The sequence below is a fragment of the Bradyrhizobium sp. 197 genome, from assembly GCF_023073375.1.
GTDB lineage: Bacteria > Pseudomonadota > Alphaproteobacteria > Rhizobiales > Xanthobacteraceae > Bradyrhizobium.
In genome coordinates this window covers 200,133-218,721 of the sequence record NZ_JADPJJ010000074.1, presented here as the reverse complement: position 1 = coordinate 218,721, position 18,589 = coordinate 200,133, and the positions used below count along the sequence as shown (strand labels likewise).

The window sequence follows — 18,589 nt, the reverse complement described above, 5'->3', positions numbered from 1 at the left end:
TGCGGCGCTGCGCTAGCGCAGCGCCGCAGCCGACCAAATCATGAACCAGTGTCACCCATCCATCCGGGCTGTTCTGTTACCCATCCATCCGCTGGACAAAAGCGAGCGCGAGGCCTACGCCTCGCGCACCACGGTCTTCAGATAATTATACGCCTTGATGATCTCGATCAGGCGATCCTCTGTGGAGCGGTCGCCGCCGTTGGCATCGGGGTGGTGCTGCTTCACCAGCGACTTGTACTTGGACTTGACGTCGGCGAGCGAAGAGTCGGGGCCGAGGCCCATCACCTGGAGCGCCTTGCGCTCGGCGTTCATGATCTTGCGCGTCTCGGCCTTGGGCGCGGCCTGCGGGCCGGCGCGCCAGCCGGAGCGGCCGTTGAGCTCCTGGAACATGCTGAACGGATCGAAGGCGCCGTCGATCTCGGCCTCCGCGCCTTTCTTGACGCCGCCATTGGCGCCCATCTTCCAGGTCGGACGGTGGCCGGTCAGCGCATCTTTCTGATAACGCGCGACCGCGTCGGCATTCATGCCGGAGAAGAAATTGTAGTTCTGGTTGTACTCGCGCACATGGTTCAGGCAGAAGTGCCAGTATTCACGCTGGTTGTCGCGACCCTTGGGCGCACGATGGGCGCCCTTGTTCTGACACCCGGTCCATTCGCAGTTGGCCACGGCGTCGCGCGGCTTCACTTCCGGCTGCTTGCCTTTCGGCTTGACCCGGATGGAGTCGAAGAACTTTGATGAATCGATCGGCATGACTGACTTTGACTACGCAATGCAAAAACCTTCAAGTCTTGACATTGCAATTAGCTGAAAACACATAGCCAAAGCTCGGCTTCGGCGTTCTCAAGAACGGTCGCCAGAGGCGGCCTGCGCAAATAACGGAGAGCGATCTCGCACCTTAATGGCACATCCATGGCTATGACAGATACTATCAGCAACAAGTTGCAGGAAGCTTTCACGCCGGAAAGCCTGCAGGTCGTCGACGAGTCACATTTGCATGAGGGCCACGCCGGCCATCGGCCGAGCGGCGAGACGCACTTTCGCGTATATATCGTGTCTCAAGCCTTCAAAGGGAAGGGCCGCGTCGATCGTCACCGCATGATAAATGCGGCGCTGGCCGCGGAACTCTCCGGCAGCGTGCACGCGCTGGCCATCCACGCGCAGGCGCCGGGGGAAGGCGCGACTTAGCTCGCCAATTCTCATCCTGAGGAGCGCGCATTTGCGCGCGTCTCGAAGGATGCAGGCCGCCGTTGCGGCGTCCTGGCCTGCATGGTTCGAGACGCGCCTTGCGGCGCTCCTCGCCATGAGGGGCAACAGGGTCACGCGAATCCTAAAACGACGTCCCGGCCCTTCTCGGCTTCGCCTCGTCCACCTCCGACTCGCGCGGCACCGGTGAAATACGGAGCGCGGTGATGCGGTTGCGTTCGCGGCGGAGGACGCGGAAGCGGAAGCCGTGGAAGGTGAAACTCTGGCCGCGGTCGGGGATCGAGCGCGCCTCGTGAATGACGAGGCCGGCAACCGTGGTTGCCTCTTCGTCGGGCAGATGCCAGTCCAGGGCGCGGTTGAGGTCGCGGATCGGCACCGAGCCGTCGACGACGACCGAGCCGTCCGGCTGGGCGCGCACGCCCGCAACCACGACGTCATGCTCGTCGGAGATGTCGCCGACGATCTCTTCCAGAATGTCTTCCAGCGTCACAAGACCTTCAACTTCGCCGTACTCGTCGACGACCAGCGCGAAATGGGTCTTGCGGCGGCGGAACGCCTTGAGCTGCTCGGACACCGGCCGCATCTCCGGCACGAACCAGGGCGGCAGCGCGATGGTGGAGACGTCGATGCGCGAGGTGTCGCCGTCCGAGGCGCGGATCGCGCGCAACAGATCCTTGGCGTGGAGCACGCCGATGATGTTTTCCGACTTCTCGCGCCACAGCGGGATGCGGGTGTATTCGGTCGCCAGCACCTCGCGCACCAGCTCTTCCGGCGGCAGATCGGCGTTGATCATCATCATCTCGGTACGATGGATCATGACGTCGGAAACCTGAAGCTCGCGCAGATCGAGCAGGCCGCCGAGCATGTCGCGATCCTGCTTCTCGACCTTGCCCTCGTGATGCAACAGGTCGACCGCGCCGCGCAGGCGTTCGGTCGGCGACAGGATCGCCTGGTGCTCGCCAGCGAGGCCAAACATGCGCATCAACAGACGCACGATGACTTCCACGATTCTGAGCAGCGGCCCCAGCACGTACATCGTCATCCGCATCGGGCGCGCCACCGCAAGCGCCATGCGGTCGGGCGCGTTGATGGCGATGGTCTTCGGCAGCACCTCGGCGAAGATCACCACCAGCACGGTCATCACGCCGGTCGCATAGAGCACGCCGACATCGCCGAACCAGGACGTGAAGATGCTGGTGGCAAGGGCGGATGCACTGATATTGGCGATGTTGTTGCCGAGCAGCAGCGCGCCGATCAGGCGCTCGCGCATGGCGAGCAGTCGCGAGACCACGCCGGCGTCGCGGTTGCCCTGCTTGGAGAGCCGCAACATGCTGGCGCGCGAGGCGCCGATCAGCGCGGTCTCGCTCGCGGCAAAGAAGCCCGAGACGAGCAGGCAGAGGACGACGATGGTGAATCCGAGCCAGTCCATGAACCACTCTGGTTTCTTGTTTTGACGCGTTTTCTTGACGCGAACCGGTACCCACTTCGCTCGAAAACGCTCTCACGCCGTTCAGCCGCGTATCACGCCTTGAGGGCGAGCTTGTCCTTGAGGAAATCGCGCACCGGAGCCGGCTCGACGTCCTTCGCGATGACGGCGCGCCCCACGGCCTCCAGCAGGATGAAGGTGAGCTTGCCGCGCTCAACCTTCTTGTCCTGTGACATCAGCGCCATCAGCGCATCGGCATCGGCAAGCCCTTCCTGCGCGAAGCCCGCGATGTCCTGCAAACGCGTCGGCAGTCCGGCCTCAATCAGATGCCGCTCGACGCGCGCCGCATCGGCTTCGCCGATCATGCCGAGCCTGGCCGAGAGCTGCGCTGCCAGCGTCATGCCGATCGCAACGCCCTCGCCGTGGAACAGACGATCGGAGAACCCAGTCGCCGCTTCCAGCGCGTGACCAAACGTGTGGCCGAGATTGAGCAGCGCGCGCTCGCCGGTCTCACGCTCGTCGCGCGAGACGACGCCGGCCTTGGCGCGGCAGGACGTCGCGATCGCATGCTCGCGCGCCGCGCCGCCCCTGGAGATGTCGGAATGGTTGTTCTCAAGCCAGGTGAAGAAGGCCTCATCACCGAGCACGCCGTATTTGGCGACCTCGGCATAGCCGGCGCGGAATTGCCGCGGCGACAGCGTGTCGAGCACGGCGGTGTCGGCGACGACAAGCACCGGCTGGTGAAAGGCGCCGAGCAGATTCTTGCCCTGCGGCGAGTTGATGCCGGTCTTGCCGCCGACGGAGGAATCGACCTGTGCCAAAAGCGAAGTCGGGACCTGCACGAAATCGACGCCGCGGCGCAGGATCGCTGCCGCAAAGCCGGCGAGATCGCCGACAACGCCACCGCCGAGCGCGATGACGAGATCGTTGCGCTCGATCTTTGCGGCGATCAGGGCCTCGCTGACCTTTTCCAGGCCAGCATAGGTTTTCGAGATCTCGCCTTCCTCGACGACGATGCGCGATGTCGGAATGCCGGCCGCTGCGAGCGAAGCCTCGGCGGGTTCGAGCCAGTATTTTGCGACGGTGCGATCGGTCACGACCGCGGTGCGCACGCCGGGACGTAAACGCGCGACCCGTTCGCCCAGCGAGGCCAGCACGCCGCGGCCGATGACGATGTCATAGGCGCGATCGCCGAGCGCGACCTCGACGTTGACGGGGTCGGAATGTTTCAAAGGCGCGGTCATCGTGCGGCACTCGCGACGTCGGCTGGTGGCGGGGACGCCTGTTCGCCGCAGAGATGGGCGCGCAGCGTCTCGATGGTCTCCTCGACGATCTTGTCGTGCGGCACGTCGCGCGAGGCGATGGTGAGGTCGGCATGGCCGTAGACCGGCTCGCGTTCGATGAGCAGGCGCGTCACGGTTCCTTCGGGATCGGCGGTCTGGAGCAGCGGACGGTCGGCGCGCCGGCGCACGCGGCGCACGATGACGTCAGCATCGGCCTTGAGCCAGATCGAGATCGCCTTCGCCGCGATGCGGCCCCGCGTCTCCTCGCGCATGAAGGCGCCGCCGCCGGTTGCCAGCACGATGGGGCCGCCGTCCAGCAGACGCGCGATCACACGGGCCTCGCCGTCGCGGAAATGCGGCTCGCCGTGGCGCTCGAAGATTTCCGGTATGGTCATGCCGGCCGCCGCCTCGATCTCGGTGTCGGCATCGACGAAGGGCAGCTTGAGCCGGATCGCCATGCGGCGGCCGATGGTGGATTTGCCTACCCCCATCATGCCGACGAGCACGATCGAGCGCGCGCCCAGCGCCGACAGGATGTCGGCCTCGGGCGAAGCTTGGATCGGCAACGCGGCGTCGGACATTTGTCTCGCTCGAATGGGTCTCGCTCGAACTGCCGCCAAAGGCGGCATGCTTTGGCCACCTATACGACCCCAAAGGGGGCCTCGCCAGAGGACTCTTGCCACGAAACGGCGAACATGTTGGATGATTTCATTGGTTAATTCGGCCGCCCGAGACCCTCTCCGAGACCTTGCCCGATGCCCAGCCTGTTCCGCTTCCTGACGGTCGTCGCCGTGATCGCCGGCATTGTCTATGGCGTGGTCTTCGCGCTGGCGAACTTCGTCAATCCCAAGCCGCGGGAAATGACGGTGACGATCCCGGCGGACAAATTTCTCAAGAAATAGGAGCTAGGCTGCCGGGCATGCGTGCCAGATCTTCCGCTAACAAGCCCTCAGATGCCAAGCTCACCGGCCTGTTCCTCGACATGCTCGCCGCGGAACAGGGCGCCGGCCCCAATACGCTCGATGCCTACCGCCGCGACCTCACCGATTTCTCGGAATTTCTCGGCCGCGTCGGCCATACATTTGCGGACGCCGAGACGCAGACGCTGCGCGACTATCTCGCCGACCTCGACACGCGCGGCTTCAAGTCCACCAGCGTCGCGCGGCGGCTGTCGGCGATGCGGCATCTCTACCGTTTTCTCCTCAACGAGCGCATCCGGACAGAGGATCCCGCGGCGATCCTGTCCGGCCCCAAGCGCGGCCGCGGGCTGCCAAAGGTGCTGTCGATCGCGGATGTCGACCGCATGCTCCGCCGCGCCATGGAATTGAGTACGGCGGAAGATGCCTCGCCCTCGAAACGACTGCGCGCTTTGCGGCTCTATTGCCTGCTCGAGGTGCTCTACGCCACCGGCCTGCGCGTCTCCGAACTGGTGGCGCTGCCGCGCACCGCCGCGAAGCGCGACGCCCGCATGATCGTGGTACGCGGCAAAGGCAACAAGGAACGGCTGGTGCCGCTCAACGAGGCCTCGCGGCAGGCGATGGCCGATTATCTCGCCGCGACGGAAGCCGCCACGGAAAACAACAAGACGGACAAGAACAGCGTGGCGGCCTCGAAATGGTTGTTCCCCTCGTTCGGCGAGAGCGGGCATCTGACGCGGCAGCATTTTGCCCGCGACCTGAAGGAGCTCGCGGTCGCTTCCGGCCTGCAGGCCCGGTTGGTCTCCCCACACGTGCTGCGCCATGCGTTTGCCAGCCACTTGCTTCACAACGGTGCCGATTTGCGGATCGTGCAGACGCTGCTCGGCCACACCGACATCTCGACGACCCAGATCTACACCCACGTGGTCGAGGAGCGGCTGAAGAGCCTCGTTCGCGACCTGCATCCGCTGGCGGAGAAATAGGGCTCGTGCCCCGGACGCAGCGCAGCGTGAAACGGTGCGCTGCAGAGCCGGGGTCCATGCCGCTTGCTGGGTCCGGGCTCTGCGCAGCAGCGCTATAGAAGCGCTGCAGCGCGTCCGGGACACGAGAGCCAGCCGGGACGACGATGAAACCGCCTTGACTTCGGCCACATCTCCGCAGAAAGAGCCGGGGCCTCACGATTGATTTGGCGGGCGGCCTAAGAGTGCACAAGCCAACTCATTGAAGAAGCTACACTTCTTTCCGAAGGCTCGAATCTGCTTCGCCGCCTCGCCCCGCCCTCCCTATATTGAGTTGATGCCAGACCAGATGCGCAGCTATCTCGATTTCGAAAAGCCCGTCGCCGAGCTCGATTCCAAGCTCGACGAATTGCGAACGCTTGCGGCCTCCGGCAGCGACATCACTGATGAGATCGGGCGAATCGAGGACAAGGCAGCGCAGGCGCTGGCCGACCTCTATCTGAACCTGACGCCGTGGCAAAAGACGCTGGTCGCGCGGCATCCGCAGCGGCCGCATTTCAACGACTTCATCAAGGGCCTGATCACCGAGTTCACTCCGCTCGCCGGCGACCGCAAGTTCGGCGAGGACGAGGCGCTGGTCGCCGGCTTCGGCCGCTTCCGCGGCGAGGCCATCTGCGTGATGGGCCAGGAAAAGGGCGATTCCACCGAGAGCCGCATCAAGCATAATTTCGGCATGGCGCGGCCCGAGGGCTATCGCAAATGCGTGCGGCTGATGGAGATGGCCGAGCGCTTCGGCCTGCCGGTGCTGTCGCTCGCCGATTCCGCCGGTGCCTATCCCGGCATCGGCGCGGAAGAGCGCGGCCAGGCCGAGGCGATCGCGCGCTCGACCGATGCCTGTCTGGCGCTGACCGTGCCGAACGTCGCCATCATCACCGGCGAGGGCATGTCGGGCGGCGCCATCGCCATTACCACCGCCAACAAGGTCCTGATGCTGGAGCACGCGATCTACAGCGTGATCTCGCCCGAGGCAGCCTCCTCGATCCTCTGGCGCGACGGCTCCAAGGCGCAGGAAGCCGCCAACAACATGAAGATCACCGCCCAGGACATGCTCCGGTTCGGCGTAGTCGACAGCATTCTGAAGGAGCCGGTCGGCGGCGCCCATCGCGATCCCGCCGCCATGATCGCCACCACGGGCGACGCCATCGCCAAGGCTTTTGACGAGCTCCGCGGCCTCGACGGCGGCGCCGTCCGCAAGCACCGACGGCAGAAATTCCTCGATATCGGCCGGAAACTGGGCTGATTGGGGCGATTTTTCGTGTCCCGGACGCGGTGCCGCTCCGCAGAGCCGGGACCCAGAAAGTTCCGGAGATCGCCTCAAGCATGGGCCCCGGCTCCGCAACGCACCGCTGAAGGAGCGCTGCGCTGCGTCCGGGGCATGAGAGACCTGTCCCGAGCCCCCGGTAACCCCGCATTAACCCTTTTTTTGCCCAAATCGGCGATCTCAGTACCAGTTTGGCCTGAGGGCCCAAGTAAAGCCTGAAGTTTAAGTCTTCGTTGACCACACCTTTGGGCCAACGGGCTCGTGATCCCCGCTCGGGTTGCGACCACATGCCCCAGAGGTTAGAATTTTAATCAATGGCTTCCGGGCATAAGCGCTGGAGCGTGATTTCGAAAAAGCCCGTTGCGACGGGCCCGGATGGCCGGTCGGATCATGCTTCAAGATTGGGGTTTGCGCGATGCCCGGCACGGTGTGGGGTCCATCTTGATTTCTCGTTCGCTTGCTCGCGCGGTTTTGGCTTCGGTTGCGCTTGCCGCCAGCATTGTGCTGGCTGGCTGCGACACCGATCAGGTCTCGCTCGCGACCAACGCCAAGGCCAACCAGCCGGTCCCGCCAAAACTTCTCGCCGCGATGGTCGAAAAGGACATGGACCTGCAGTCGCCGATCCTGGTGCGCCTGTTCAAGCAGGAGGCCGAGCTCGAGATCTGGAAGCAGGCCCGCAACGGCCAGTTCGCGCTGCTCAAGACCTATCCGATCTGCCGCTGGTCGGGCGATTTAGGGCCGAAGGTCCGCGAAGGCGACCGCCAGGCGCCAGAGGGATTCTATTCGATCAATCCCGGCCAGATGAATCCGCAATCGGCCTATTACCTCTCGTTCAACACCGGCTTTCCCAACGCGTTTGATCGCGCGCTCGGCCGTACCGGCTCGCAGCTGATGGTGCATGGCGATTGTTCTTCGCGCGGTTGCTACGCGATGACCGACGAGCAGATCGCCGAGATTTATTCGCTCGGGCGCGAGTCCTTCTTCGGCGGCCAGAAAGCGTTCCAGTTCCAGGCCTATCCGTTCAAGATGACGCCGGTGAACATGGCCAAGCACCGGAACAATCCGAACATGCCGTTCTGGAAGATGATCAAGGAAGGCTATGATCATTTCGAAGTGACGCGGCAGGAGCCGAAGGTCGATTTCTGCGAGAAGAAATACGTCTTCGACGCAACCAAGGCGCCCGACGCCAAGCGTGATCCGGTGTTCGACGCCTTGGCAAAATGTCCGGCCTATGTGATCCCCGAGGACATCGCCCGCGCCGTGCGCGAGAAGGATGCGCGCGACCAGGCCGAGTACAACAAGCTGGTTTCGCGCGGCACACCGGTGGCGCGCATGAACACCGGCATCGACGGCGGCATGAACAAGATCTTTGCCGCGAAGATTCCGGAAGGCTCGACCGGTCTGTCCGAGGGCGCCGAAGGCACGACCTTGCAGATGCTGGCGATGGCGAAGGCGCCGGGCACGATCCCCGGCCACGTCAATCCGCCGAAGCCGAATCTCGACGCAGCCGCGCCCTCGCCGCAGGCAGAGCCGGTCGTCGCCGTCAGCGCGCCCGCCAACGCCCGTGTCGCCAACGCCGCGCCGGCTGAGAAAGCCGGCTTCTTCTCCAACCTCGGCCGCAAGATGGGCATGGGCACCGCCGATACCACGGCGACCACGCCTCCGCCGCAGGCCACCGCGTCCGTCGCCCCGGCCGCGCCGTCGACAACGCCGCCCACCGCAGCGTCGAGACTGAAAGCCGCAGTGACCCGGTTCGTGCCGGGACACGACAAATCCAAAGATACGGCCAAGGAGGCGCCGAAGCCGATCGTGGCCGCCAAACCCGCCGAGCCGGCGAAGCCCGACACCCGCCTCGCCGCGACGCGCCCGGGGCTGAAGCCGTCGGTATCGGATGGTGCAGGTGAAGCGACACAGATCATGGGAGCTGCGCCGGTGGTGTCATCGAACTCGTTCGACAGCCGCTTTGGGGCGGTGAAGTAGGACGAATCTAATCGCTTACAACGGTTTCCTGCATTTTAGGTGCCGCCGTTGCGCCAGCAGCGTGCCTGATACTATTCAAGTCCAAGAAGCTGAGACTTGGACCGGGAGCAAACCGAGGAGATCGCTGGCACACTTTGGACGGAGAGCGAGATCTCCGCAGTGGTCGATAGCTATTTTCAGATGTTGACCTCCGAGAGGGCGGGCGTTGCCTACAGCAAGGCGCAGAATCGGCGCCAGCTCATGACGACCGTGCATCGGTCTGAAGGCTTGATCGAACGCAAGCTTCAAAACATCTCCGCCGTTCTCGATATGCTCGGAACGCAGTGGATTAACGGCTACAAGCCGTTAACGCACGATCAGGATGCTTTGGTGGCTGCCATCGAGCGTAACGTCGGACGAGCGCCGGATTTTCTTTGCCCTGCGAGCATCGACATTCAACCGCTGACGCTCAACGATGATGCCGTCTTCGTTGCTCCGCCATCTGTTGCAGACTTCGATAAGACAATGACACCCGCCGGCTGGTCGGAAAGTTGGTCCCAGCCGAGCGCGATGCCAGGAATCGTCAATTGGGGAAAGCCCCCTGGCGGATGACGTTCGCTGGGTTTCCGACCAGCGTTTTGGCTCATGTCTGGGCTACTTGCACTTGATGATATCCTGCTTAAGATATACAAATATATTGTATATCGTGGAGCAAGCAATGTTGGTTTCCAAATGGGGCAACAGCCTTGCGGTTCGCTTGCCCAAGAGACTCGTTGAAGCCTTGAACCTCGCCCCCGGCGACGAACTCGACGTCGTGAAGGCCTCGAAAGGCCAGATCGCGGTGGAGAAGATCGACAATCGGGCAGAATTTCTCAAGCAGGCGGAACAGTTCCAATTTCCCCTGCCCGAAGGCTACGAATTCGACCGCGACGAGGCGAACGAGCGGTGAGCGCTTTCTTCGACAGCAACGTCCTGATCTATGCCTTTTCGACCGACGTCCGGCGGCAGCGCGCATTGACCACGATTGCCGGCGGCGGTGTCATCAGCACACAGGTGCTGAACGAGTTCACCAACGTGTTGCGCAAGAAGCAGAAACAGGATTGGCCTGTGATCGAAGCTGCGGTGCAATCGATCCGGTTTCGCTTTCCGGATACTGCACCGCTCACCGCCGACACGCACGCCGCGGCGCTTGCGCTTGCCCGCGACCACACGCTTGCTTTTTACGACGCGCTGATCATTGCCGCTGCGATCGAAGCCGGATGCGACACGCTCTACAGCGAGGACATGCAGCACGGCCGCAGCATCGGCGGACTCATCATTCTCAATCCGTTTCTCGGAAGCACGCCGTGAACGCCCCACACCAAGCGATCTGACAGTCCGCAAGTTATCTACGGCGCCAGATACCGCAGCAGCTCCGGATTACCCCTCACCTCACCTGCCTCGCCTTGCAGCGCGACGCGGCCGCGGTCGAGCACGTAGGCGTAATCGGCGACGCGCAGCGCGAGATCGAGGTGCTGCTCGACGATGATGATAGCGATGTTTTTCGCGAGCTCGATCAGGCGTTCGGTGATCTCCTCGATCACGCCGATCCAGACGCCTTCGGTCGGCTCGTCCAGCAGCAGCAGTTTTGGATCGCCCAGCATGGCGCGGCCGATCGCGAGCATCTTGCGCTCGCCGCCGGAAAGCGTGCCGGCGGGCTGGTCCAGGCGCTGGCCGAGCTTCGGGAAGATGGTCAGCACGTGGTCGACCGCGTCGGCCTTCCTGCTCGCAAGCGAGCCGACCGCAAGATTGTCGCGCACCGACAGGCGCGCGAACACCGAATGCTCCTGCGGCACGTAGCCGATGCCGGCGCGCACGCGCTCCTGGGTGGCGCGGCGGCTGATGTCGCGGCCGTCGAAGGCGAGTTCGCCCTTCCACGCCGGCAGCTCGCCGACGATGGTCTTCATCAACGTGGTCTTGCCGGCGCCGTTGCGGCCGAGCACGGCGACGCCGCCGCGCCAGGGGATGCCGAGGTTGACGTCGAACAGGACCTGGCTGCGGCCATAGCCCGCGTCGAGATGCTTGATGTCCAAAAATTCAGGCACGGCGCAGATAGATCTCCTGGACGGATTTGTTGGCCTGGATCTCCGACACCGTGCCTGACGCCAGCACCTTGCCCTGGTCGAGCACGGTGAGACGGTCGCAGATATCGCGGATGAAATCGAGGTCGTGCTCGACGATGACGAGCGAGCAATGCTTTTTGATCGGCTGCAACAATTCGCCGGTGACGCGGCGCTCCTCCAGGCTCATGCCGCCGGTCGGCTCGTCGAGCAGCAGGAGTTTCGGCTTGCCGGCAAGCGCCATCGCGATCTCCAACCATTGCTGCTGGCCGTGCGACAGCGCCGCCGCTGCATCGAAAGCGCGGTCGGCAAGGCGAAATTGCGTCAGCATGGTCATGACCTGGTCGTGCAGCGCGCCCCGGGTGCGCGAGAAAACGAGGTCGAACAGCGAGGACTGCGCCTGGAGCGCGAGCAAGATGTTGTCGTAGAGCGTCAACGACGGCAGCACGCTGGTGATCTGGAATTTCAGGCTCATGCCGGCGCGGGCACGCTCGGTCGGCGTGAACGCAGTGATGTCGGTATTGACAAAGGAGACCTTGCCCTGCGTCGGCACCTCGGCGCCGGCAATGCACTTCATCAGCGTGCTCTTGCCGGAGCCGTTCGGGCCGATCAGGCCGTGAAACTCGTTCTCGCCGACGGTGAGCGCGGCGCCATCGAGCGCAGTGAGCTTGCCAAAGATTTTTTTGACGCCGGCGGCTTCAAGGAGCGGCATTGCGCTTCTCCTTTTCGGTCTCCCTGGGCCTTGCGCCAAAACTGCCGACCCGCTCGCGCTCGCCGAGCACAAAGCTGATCAGGCCGAGCGGCCGGAACAGAATCACGAGCAACAGCAGCACGCCAAGGATAATCGGCCAGACCTCGCGGTAATTGTCCGACAGCCAGAAGCTGACACCCTCGACGATGACGGCGCCGATGACGGCGCCGATCAGCGTGCCGGAGCCGCCGAACAGCACATAGAGCACGACTTGCGTCGAGACCACGACGCCGACCATGTTGGGCCAGACAAACCCTTCGTGGAAGGCATAGAGGCTGCCGGCGAGCCCCGCGACGGCGCCGCCGATCGCGAAGATGATCGCCTTCAGATGCTGCGCCTTGTAGCCGAAGAAGGCGATCCGCTGCTCGTTTTCGCGCAGGCCCGCCAGCGCAAGGCCAAACTGCGAGCGCACCAGGAAGCGGCAGAGGAGATAGACCACAATGAGGATGCCGAGCACGAGATAATAGAAGGACGGCCCTTCCGAGAATTCGTAACTGCCGAGCGTCATCGACGAAATCGAGGGGATGCCGTTCTGGCCGCCAAGATAGTACCAGCCGCGGGCGAGGCGATCGGCGGCGTAGGAGCCGGTGAGCGTGCCCAGGGAGACGAAGATCACGCTGGAGGGATGCCGTCCCAGCAGCAGGAAGCCCCCGAGCAACAGCGCGAAGGTCAGGCCGATCAGCGTTCCCGCGGGCAGCACCAGGAAGATGTTGGTGATATCGAGGTCGCGCGCGAGCAGCGCCACACCGTACCCGGCTGAGCCGAAGAACAGCGCCTGGCCGAAACTCATGATGCCGGCATAGCCCCACACCAGATCGAACGACAGCGCGAACAGCGCGAGGATAATCACGCGCGTAGCGAACACCGTGAGGTAGTCCTGCAGCACCAGCGGTGCGAGCAGCGCCGCGACGAGCACGACGCCCTCCACGATCGGCAGGACCTTTCGTCCCGAAGCGGCCTGCCCTGCCGTCCCGCTGCTACCCATTGCGACGTCCGCCTCCCCGCCGATCTCAGCGGGGATCGCCTGTTTTACTGCGCCCATCGATTTCGGCATTCGACCTTAGCATTCCTTGGGATCGACGAGCCCGTCGCTGCGTCCGACGATCTCGTAGTTTCCAGCCTTGGCGACCGCGGTGTACATCTTCATCTTGCAGTGCCGCTTGCCCGGCACCATCTCGGCCGGTCCGCCCGGCCCTTCAGCGATCTTGGCGTGGTCGAGGGCTGCGGCCACCGAGTCGCGGTCGACCTTGCCGGCCTCCTTGACGGCCGCTTCCCACAGCTTGAGGCCGCGATAGGTGCCGGTCGCGGCACTGCCGGCCGCGAACAGGAAGTTACCCGGAAAATCCTTCTCATAGGCCGCCTGGATCTTTGCGTCGAACGGGTTATCCTTGGTCAGCACCTTGAAATAATCGAGACAGCTTGCGAGCCCCTCGATCTCGGCGGCCTGGTTGATGTTGAGCGTGTTCTCGTCATAGTAGACGCAGGCGAGACGCCCACCGTTCTTGAGGAAGCCCGCTTCATAGAGCTGCTTGAAGAACGGGCCGACGCCGGGCGGAATGACGGTGTTGAAGACGACGTCGACCTTGTTGGAGATGATGCGGTTGACGGTCGAAGAGAAATCGACCTGGTCAAGCGGGTAGTATTCCTCGAACACGACCTCGCCGCCGTTGGCCTCGATCACCTTGCGGGCGTAGACGTTGAGCGTGTGCGGCCAGACATAGTTGGCGCTCGGCAGCGCGAATTTCTTGCCGCCGTTCTTGATCAGCCAGGGAATGAATTCGTCGCACTGCTGCGCCGGCGTCGGCCCGGTGCAGAACAGATAGGGCGTGCACTCCTTGCCTTCATAGAGCTGCGGATAGATGTAGAGCGTCTTGCCGCGCGCGACGATCGGATCCTTGATCGCGTTGCGCATCGACGAGGTGATGCCGCCGAGCACCATATCGACCTTGTCGCGCTGGATCAGCTTTCGGACGTTGCCCACCGCGACCGATTCGTTCGACGCGGTGTCCTCGATGTAGAGCTCGAGCGGACGGCCGAGCAGGCCGCCGGCATCGTTCATCTGCTTGACCAGCATCTTGGCGACGTTGGCGTCCGCCGTGCCGGCGTACGCAATCGGGCCGGTGAGGTCCGTCGCTATGCCGACCTTGATCGGACCTCCCGCTGCATTGGCCCAGGGCGCCGGAATCACCCAGCTGCCGACACCGGTCGCGACTGCGCCGGTTGCGAAGGCGAAATTGGAGAGGAAACGACGTCGGGTGAGATTGGTGCGTTCTGCAAACATATTTAAACCCCTCTTCCAGCGATGAGGCCCTGTGGCCGGAATTTGATGAAAACAATGGCGAGCACGAAGACGAGAACATCGGCGACGACGGGCGCCATCACCCAGGGCAACGCGGCGCTGAGCGTACCGATGACACCGGCGCCCGCGACCGGCCCGATGAAGGAGCCGACGCCGCCGACCATGACGGCGACAAATCCCTGGATCAGGAAGCGCAGGCCGAGATCGGCGTAGAGACTGAACACGGGGACGATCAGTGCACCGGCAAGGCCGGCAAGCGCGGAGCCGAACGCGAAGGTGGCGCCGTACATCAGCGGCGTTGAAATGCCCGAGGCGCGCGCCAGCGACGGGTTTTCCAGCGTGGCGCGCATGCGCAAGCCGAAGTTCGTGCGCGACAGCAGGAGATAGCAGCCCGCCATCACCAGCAGCGTGATGACGATGATGGTGAAACGCCAGGCCGAGATGTGCATAGCGCCGATGTCGATCGAGCCGCCGATCGGCTCCGGCACGGTGAGATAGAAGCCGCCGATCAGTCCGCGCACGGTCTCACGGATGATCAGGCCGAGCGCATAGGTGCCGAGCATGGCCACGATCGGCGCGGCGTAGAACCGGCGAATGATCAGCGCCTCCAGCACGAAGCCGAGCGCGCCGACCACGAAGGGCGCCGCGACCATGCCGGCCCAGATCGGCAGGCCCTTGGCGTAGGCGAGATAGGTGATGTAGGCGCCGAGCAGGACGAACTCGCCCTGTGCGAAGTTGAAGATGCCCATCATGCTGGCGATGATCCCGAGCCCCAGCACGATCAGGACGATGATCGCACCAAAGCTCAGGATCTCGAACGCCGCGACGAACGCGTTAGCCATGCGCTAAAATCCCGCTCGTCTGCATCCATGCCTCGCTCACATCTTCTTCCAGTCGCCGATCTGCTCGAAGGCGTGGGCGGCGCGGTAGATGGTGGTTTCCTCGAACATGCGGCCGACCAGCATCAGGCCGACGGGCAGGCCGTCGACCATGCCGCAGGGCAGCGACATCGCGGGATGGTGGGTGATGTCGAACGGCGCGGTATTGGAGATCATCTCCAGCGCGCGCGCGACGTAGTCTTCGCGGCTGGCCGTGGGCTCCGGCAGCTTGGTCGCCTTCATCGGTGTGGTCGGCAGCAGCAGCAAATCGTAGTCCTTGAAGGCCTTGTCGTAGGCCGCGGTCAGGCGTCGGGAGATGTTGAGCGCCTTGCCGTAATAGCGGGGACCAAAAGTGTTGTTGATGTAGGTGCCGAGCAGCAGGAACAGTTTTGTGGTCTCGGACAGGGAATCCGCCTGCCGCCGCCAGCCACGATGGAAATCCATCAGCGTGGTCGAATAGAGGTCGGACCGGCTCAGGCCATAGCCGTCGCCATACATCATGGTCTGGGTCATGCCCTCGGTCCCGATCGGCGTCCAGATCGCGGGGCCGACGAGATGCATCGGGATCGAGACGGTCTCGACCGTGGCGCCGAGGTCCCTAAAGCGTTTTGCGGCTTCGCGAACGCTTTCGTTGACGGCGGCTTCCGCGGTCGCCTGCTCAAAGCCTTCCTTGAGGATGCCGATCTTCATGCCTTTCACGCCCTGGCCGAGCGCCTTGGTGTAGTCCTCGACCTTGGGCGCCTTGATGCGCGGATCGTAGCCGTCGTCGCCGGCAAGCACTTCGAGCAGCAGCGCATTGTCGGCGACGGTTGCGGTCATCGGGCCGGTGTGATCGACGAAAACCTCGATCGGCATGATGCCGGTGTAGGGCACGAGGCCCCAGGTCGGCTTCATGCCGTAGGTGCCGCAGAACGAGGACGGCATGCGGATCGAGCCGCCCTGGTCGCCACCGATCGCCATGTCGACCTCGCCGAGCGCGACGACGACGCCTGAGCCCGAGGACGAGCCGCCGGCCGAATAGCCCATCTTGTGCGGATTATGCACCGCGCCGACCGCGTTGGTGTGGCTGCCTCCGGACATGCAGAAAGATTCGCAATGCACTTTTCCGGCGATCTCGGCGCCGGCATCTAGCATACGGGTGACGATGGTGGCGTCGAAATCGGGAACGTAGCCTTCGAGTGTCGCCGAGCCGTTCATCATGGGAACGCCGGCGAGCATGATGTTGTCCTTCAACGCGACGGTCTTGCCCTTGAGCTTGCCGCTGGCAGCGCCCTTCACGGTCGACTTGCGATACCAGGCGTTGCGCGGGTTCTCTTCCGGTGAGGGCCGATAGCCCGGCGTGCGCGGATATTTGACCTCCGGCACCTCGTCCGGCATGGCGCCGACGAGATTGTAGGCTTCGATCGAGCCCTGCATCAGGCCGCGGAACGAGGCGACATCGTCGTCGGTCAGTGAAAGGCCGCACTGGTCGGCGACACTGCGAAGTTGGGCTGGCGTGGGAAGGACAACTGTCACGGCGCTCTCCTCAAAGGCTTCTTGATCCCTGGCGTTGGATCCTCATGGGCGCGCGTGCACGGCGCGGGCCGGTCGGCTCCACTTCGATATTACAGACGGAAATATTTTCCTTTTCAAGTATTATTTCGCAAATGTGCCGGACCGGAGGGAAGACGTGAGGTCAGAGCGTCTTGATGAGCTTGAAGTCGAGGCCGTCCGCTTCGGCGAGGTACATCGGCATCTCGGCGCGGCCATCGCGGATGGTGACGGGACCGCGGCCTGCCGAATAGACGGTGTTGCGTGCCGCCTTCAGCAGCGGACGCAAGGCCAACGAGCCGGCACGGTTGGCGACGGACTCCAGGAACCGCAGCCCCTCATAGTTCGACTGACCGACCGAGCCGACCGGCGGCGCGTGCGGGCCGAACATGGCCTGATAAGCGCAGAGGAATTCGTCATTGGCGCGCGAGGCCATGCAGTTGAAATAGCCGGAGGCGCAGAACAAGTTCTCGGTGTTGTCGGCGCCGATGCCGAGCAGCACGGTCTCGTCCATCGCGCCCGCGAGCCGCAGCGTCGAGGTCGCGAGGCCCGCTTCCGCGAAGGCGCGGTTGAAGGTGATGCTGTCGGTGCCGATCAGCGAGATCAGCACCACGTCCGGCTTGGCAGCGCGGATGCGCGCCAGATGCGCCTCGTGATGGTCTTCGCCGACGGGGACGAACTCCTCGCCGACGACCTGGCCGCCGGCTTCCTTGATGTAGCGCTTCACCGCGCGATGCGACAGCCAGGGCCAGACATAGTCGCTGCCGATCAGATACCAGCGCGCCGCCTTCTTGACGTCCGCGAGCCAGTGGATCGACGGCCGGCTCTGCCAGCGCGGCGTCTCGCCGATCGCCATCACGCCCGGCGTACGCTCGCCGCCCTCATAGACCGGCGTGTAGATATAGGGGATCCGATTGCCGGTGACCTTGCGCAAGGCAACACGCACGGCGCTGATATGCGAGCCCATGATGAGGTCGACCTCGTCGAAGGCGATCGCCTGCTCGGCGCGCCGCACCACCTCGTCAATCGGGCCGCCGGAATCGTAGATCGACAGCTCGAGCTCGCGACCCAGAATGCCGCCGCGCCTGTTGATCTCGGCAACCGCCAGCATTGCGCTGTTGGTCGAGGTCGGGCCCCAGATTCCGGGCGAGCCGGTGAAGGTGAGAAAATTGCCGATGCGGAGCTTGTCGCGCGCGCCGCGGCGCTTCATGAAATGCGCGTCGATCGGAGACAGGTCGAAGTCGGTCGCGACGGGCGACAGATTCCGCAACAGCATGGACGGCGGCAACGCCGGACCGCCGTGAGCCGGGAAGTTTACCGTCGTGTGCACGCCAACTCCTGTCTGGCACCAGACCTGAAAGCACATTGAGCAGGCGGCCGCGGCATCCGCCCTTTTGTTAGGCAATATCCTATTTTGAAAATATTGAATATTCAAGAATTGAAGTGCATATAGATGCAGCATCGATTGCAAGACATTCACTCATTTGGGTCAAGACAAAGTCTTAGCCGTGGCAAAACCAAACTCCCCGATCACCGAACACCTCGCCTACCTGCTCGCGCAAGCTAACCGGGAGATCAACCGGCAGCTCGAACTGCGGTTGAGCAAGGAAGGCGTGCCCGTCGAGCAATGGCGCATCCTGAAAGTGCTGTCGGATGGCAACGGCCATTCGATGGGCGAGCTTGCGGATGCTGTGCTGCTCAACCATCCGACGCTGACCAAGATGATCGACCGCATGGTCTCGGACACGCTGGTCTACCGCGTGCAGGACCCGAACGATCGCCGTAAGGTTCTGATGTACATCTCCGATCGCGGCAAGGTGCTGAGCAGGAAGCTCAACTCGCTCGCGGTCGACCAGGAGGAGCACATCCTGGAAAGCTACGGCGACAAATCGACCAGCGAGTTGAAGCGGCTGCTGGAGAGCTTGATCGATAGCTCGAATTGAGCTGCGAACTCTCGTCGTCCC

At 63.6% G+C, this 18,589-nt stretch carries 20 protein-coding genes; 9 read left to right on the top strand and 11 right to left on the bottom strand.

Going from position 1 to position 18,589, the window contains the following annotated elements; genetic code table 11:
- Positions 1–114: 114 nt before the first annotated feature.
- Complete coding sequence (locus IVB27_RS17810; protein WP_247340098.1) at positions 115–750, bottom strand: J domain-containing protein; 636 nt, start codon at positions 748–750, stop codon at positions 115–117.
- A 159-nt stretch (positions 751–909) separates the two neighbouring features.
- On the opposite strand from IVB27_RS17810, the gene IVB27_RS17805 reads away from it, so the two are divergent.
- On the top strand, positions 910–1,185 hold the full coding sequence (locus IVB27_RS17805; protein WP_247444677.1) for a BolA family protein: 276 nt from the start codon (positions 910–912) through the stop codon (positions 1,183–1,185).
- A 142-nt stretch (positions 1,186–1,327) separates the two neighbouring features.
- Here IVB27_RS17805 and IVB27_RS17800 read toward each other — a convergent pair whose 3' ends face one another.
- The 3 genes from IVB27_RS17800 to IVB27_RS17790 form a co-directional block, all read right to left on the bottom strand.
- Positions 1,328–2,632: an HlyC/CorC family transporter gene (locus IVB27_RS17800; RefSeq protein WP_247444676.1), complete on the bottom strand. Its 1,305-nt coding sequence runs from the start codon at positions 2,630–2,632 to the stop codon at positions 1,328–1,330.
- A gap of 92 nt (positions 2,633–2,724) precedes the next feature.
- The gene (gene aroB / locus IVB27_RS17795; RefSeq protein ID WP_247444675.1) at positions 2,725–3,873 is read right to left on the bottom strand and encodes a 3-dehydroquinate synthase; all 1,149 of its coding nucleotides are present in this window, start codon (positions 3,871–3,873) and stop codon (positions 2,725–2,727) included.
- Positions 3,870–4,493 carry a shikimate kinase gene (locus tag IVB27_RS17790; protein WP_247444674.1) on the bottom strand — a complete coding sequence of 208 codons (624 nt, stop codon included), beginning with the start codon at positions 4,491–4,493 and terminating at the stop codon, positions 3,870–3,872. The genes aroB and IVB27_RS17790 overlap by 4 nt, the downstream gene beginning before the upstream one ends.
- A gap of 174 nt (positions 4,494–4,667) precedes the next feature.
- Here IVB27_RS17790 and IVB27_RS17785 point away from each other — a divergent pair, with 174 nt between their 5' ends.
- The 7 genes from IVB27_RS17785 to IVB27_RS17755 all read left to right on the top strand — a co-directional run bounded on the left by IVB27_RS17785 (position 4,668) and on the right by IVB27_RS17755 (position 10,418).
- Positions 4,668–4,814, top strand: coding sequence for a histidine kinase (locus tag IVB27_RS17785; protein ID WP_247340106.1), 147 nt, complete (start codon positions 4,668–4,670; stop codon positions 4,812–4,814).
- A 17-nt stretch (positions 4,815–4,831) separates the two neighbouring features.
- Positions 4,832–5,812, top strand: a complete 981-nt coding sequence (xerD, locus tag IVB27_RS17780) for a site-specific tyrosine recombinase XerD (RefSeq protein ID WP_247444673.1) — start codon at positions 4,832–4,834, stop codon at positions 5,810–5,812.
- 313 nt (positions 5,813–6,125) lie between these two features.
- Complete coding sequence (locus IVB27_RS17775) at positions 6,126–7,088, top strand: acetyl-CoA carboxylase carboxyltransferase subunit alpha (RefSeq protein WP_247444672.1); 963 nt, start codon at positions 6,126–6,128, stop codon at positions 7,086–7,088.
- Positions 7,089–7,550: 462 nt separating this feature from the next.
- Complete coding sequence (locus IVB27_RS17770; RefSeq protein WP_247444671.1) at positions 7,551–9,089, top strand: L,D-transpeptidase family protein; 1,539 nt, start codon at positions 7,551–7,553, stop codon at positions 9,087–9,089.
- 96 nt (positions 9,090–9,185) lie between these two features.
- Positions 9,186–9,680, top strand: a complete 495-nt coding sequence (locus tag IVB27_RS17765; protein WP_247444670.1) for a hypothetical protein — start codon at positions 9,186–9,188, stop codon at positions 9,678–9,680.
- A 106-nt stretch (positions 9,681–9,786) separates the two neighbouring features.
- The gene (locus IVB27_RS17760; protein WP_247444669.1) at positions 9,787–10,017 is read left to right on the top strand and encodes an AbrB/MazE/SpoVT family DNA-binding domain-containing protein; all 231 of its coding nucleotides are present in this window, start codon (positions 9,787–9,789) and stop codon (positions 10,015–10,017) included.
- A complete protein-coding gene (locus tag IVB27_RS17755) occupies positions 10,014–10,418 on the top strand; it encodes a PIN domain-containing protein (protein WP_247444668.1) in 405 nt (134 codons plus the stop codon). The genes IVB27_RS17760 and IVB27_RS17755 overlap by 4 nt, the downstream gene beginning before the upstream one ends.
- Positions 10,419–10,456: 38 nt before the next feature.
- Here IVB27_RS17755 and IVB27_RS17750 read toward each other — a convergent pair whose 3' ends face one another.
- From IVB27_RS17750 to IVB27_RS17720, 7 genes are all read right to left on the bottom strand, one after another.
- Positions 10,457–11,152 carry a branched-chain amino acid ABC transporter ATP-binding protein gene (locus IVB27_RS17750; protein WP_247444667.1) on the bottom strand — a complete coding sequence of 232 codons (696 nt, stop codon included), beginning with the start codon at positions 11,150–11,152 and terminating at the stop codon, positions 10,457–10,459.
- Positions 11,145–11,879, bottom strand: a complete 735-nt coding sequence (locus tag IVB27_RS17745) for an ABC transporter ATP-binding protein (RefSeq protein WP_247444666.1) — start codon at positions 11,877–11,879, stop codon at positions 11,145–11,147. Before IVB27_RS17745 ends, IVB27_RS17750 begins: the two co-directional genes overlap by 8 nt.
- Entirely contained in the window at positions 11,866–12,972 is a 1,107-nt protein-coding gene (locus IVB27_RS17740) for a branched-chain amino acid ABC transporter permease (protein ID WP_247444665.1), read from the bottom strand. Before IVB27_RS17740 ends, IVB27_RS17745 begins: the two co-directional genes overlap by 14 nt.
- Before the next feature lie 6 nt (positions 12,973–12,978).
- A complete protein-coding gene (locus IVB27_RS17735; RefSeq protein WP_247444664.1) occupies positions 12,979–14,199 on the bottom strand; it encodes a substrate-binding protein in 1,221 nt (406 codons plus the stop codon).
- A gap of 2 nt (positions 14,200–14,201) precedes the next feature.
- The gene (locus IVB27_RS17730; RefSeq protein WP_247444663.1) at positions 14,202–15,059 is read right to left on the bottom strand and encodes a branched-chain amino acid ABC transporter permease; all 858 of its coding nucleotides are present in this window, start codon (positions 15,057–15,059) and stop codon (positions 14,202–14,204) included.
- Between the two features lie 36 nt (positions 15,060–15,095).
- On the bottom strand, positions 15,096–16,610 hold the full coding sequence (locus tag IVB27_RS17725) for an amidase (protein ID WP_247340135.1): 1,515 nt from the start codon (positions 16,608–16,610) through the stop codon (positions 15,096–15,098).
- Between the two features lie 160 nt (positions 16,611–16,770).
- On the bottom strand, positions 16,771–17,955 hold the full coding sequence (locus IVB27_RS17720) for a substrate-binding domain-containing protein (protein WP_247444662.1): 1,185 nt from the start codon (positions 17,953–17,955) through the stop codon (positions 16,771–16,773).
- A 178-nt stretch (positions 17,956–18,133) separates the two neighbouring features.
- Between IVB27_RS17720 and IVB27_RS17715 the strand changes: the two genes are divergently transcribed.
- On the top strand, positions 18,134–18,568 hold the full coding sequence (locus tag IVB27_RS17715) for a MarR family winged helix-turn-helix transcriptional regulator (RefSeq protein ID WP_247444661.1): 435 nt from the start codon (positions 18,134–18,136) through the stop codon (positions 18,566–18,568).
- Positions 18,569–18,589: the final 21 nt, after the last annotated feature.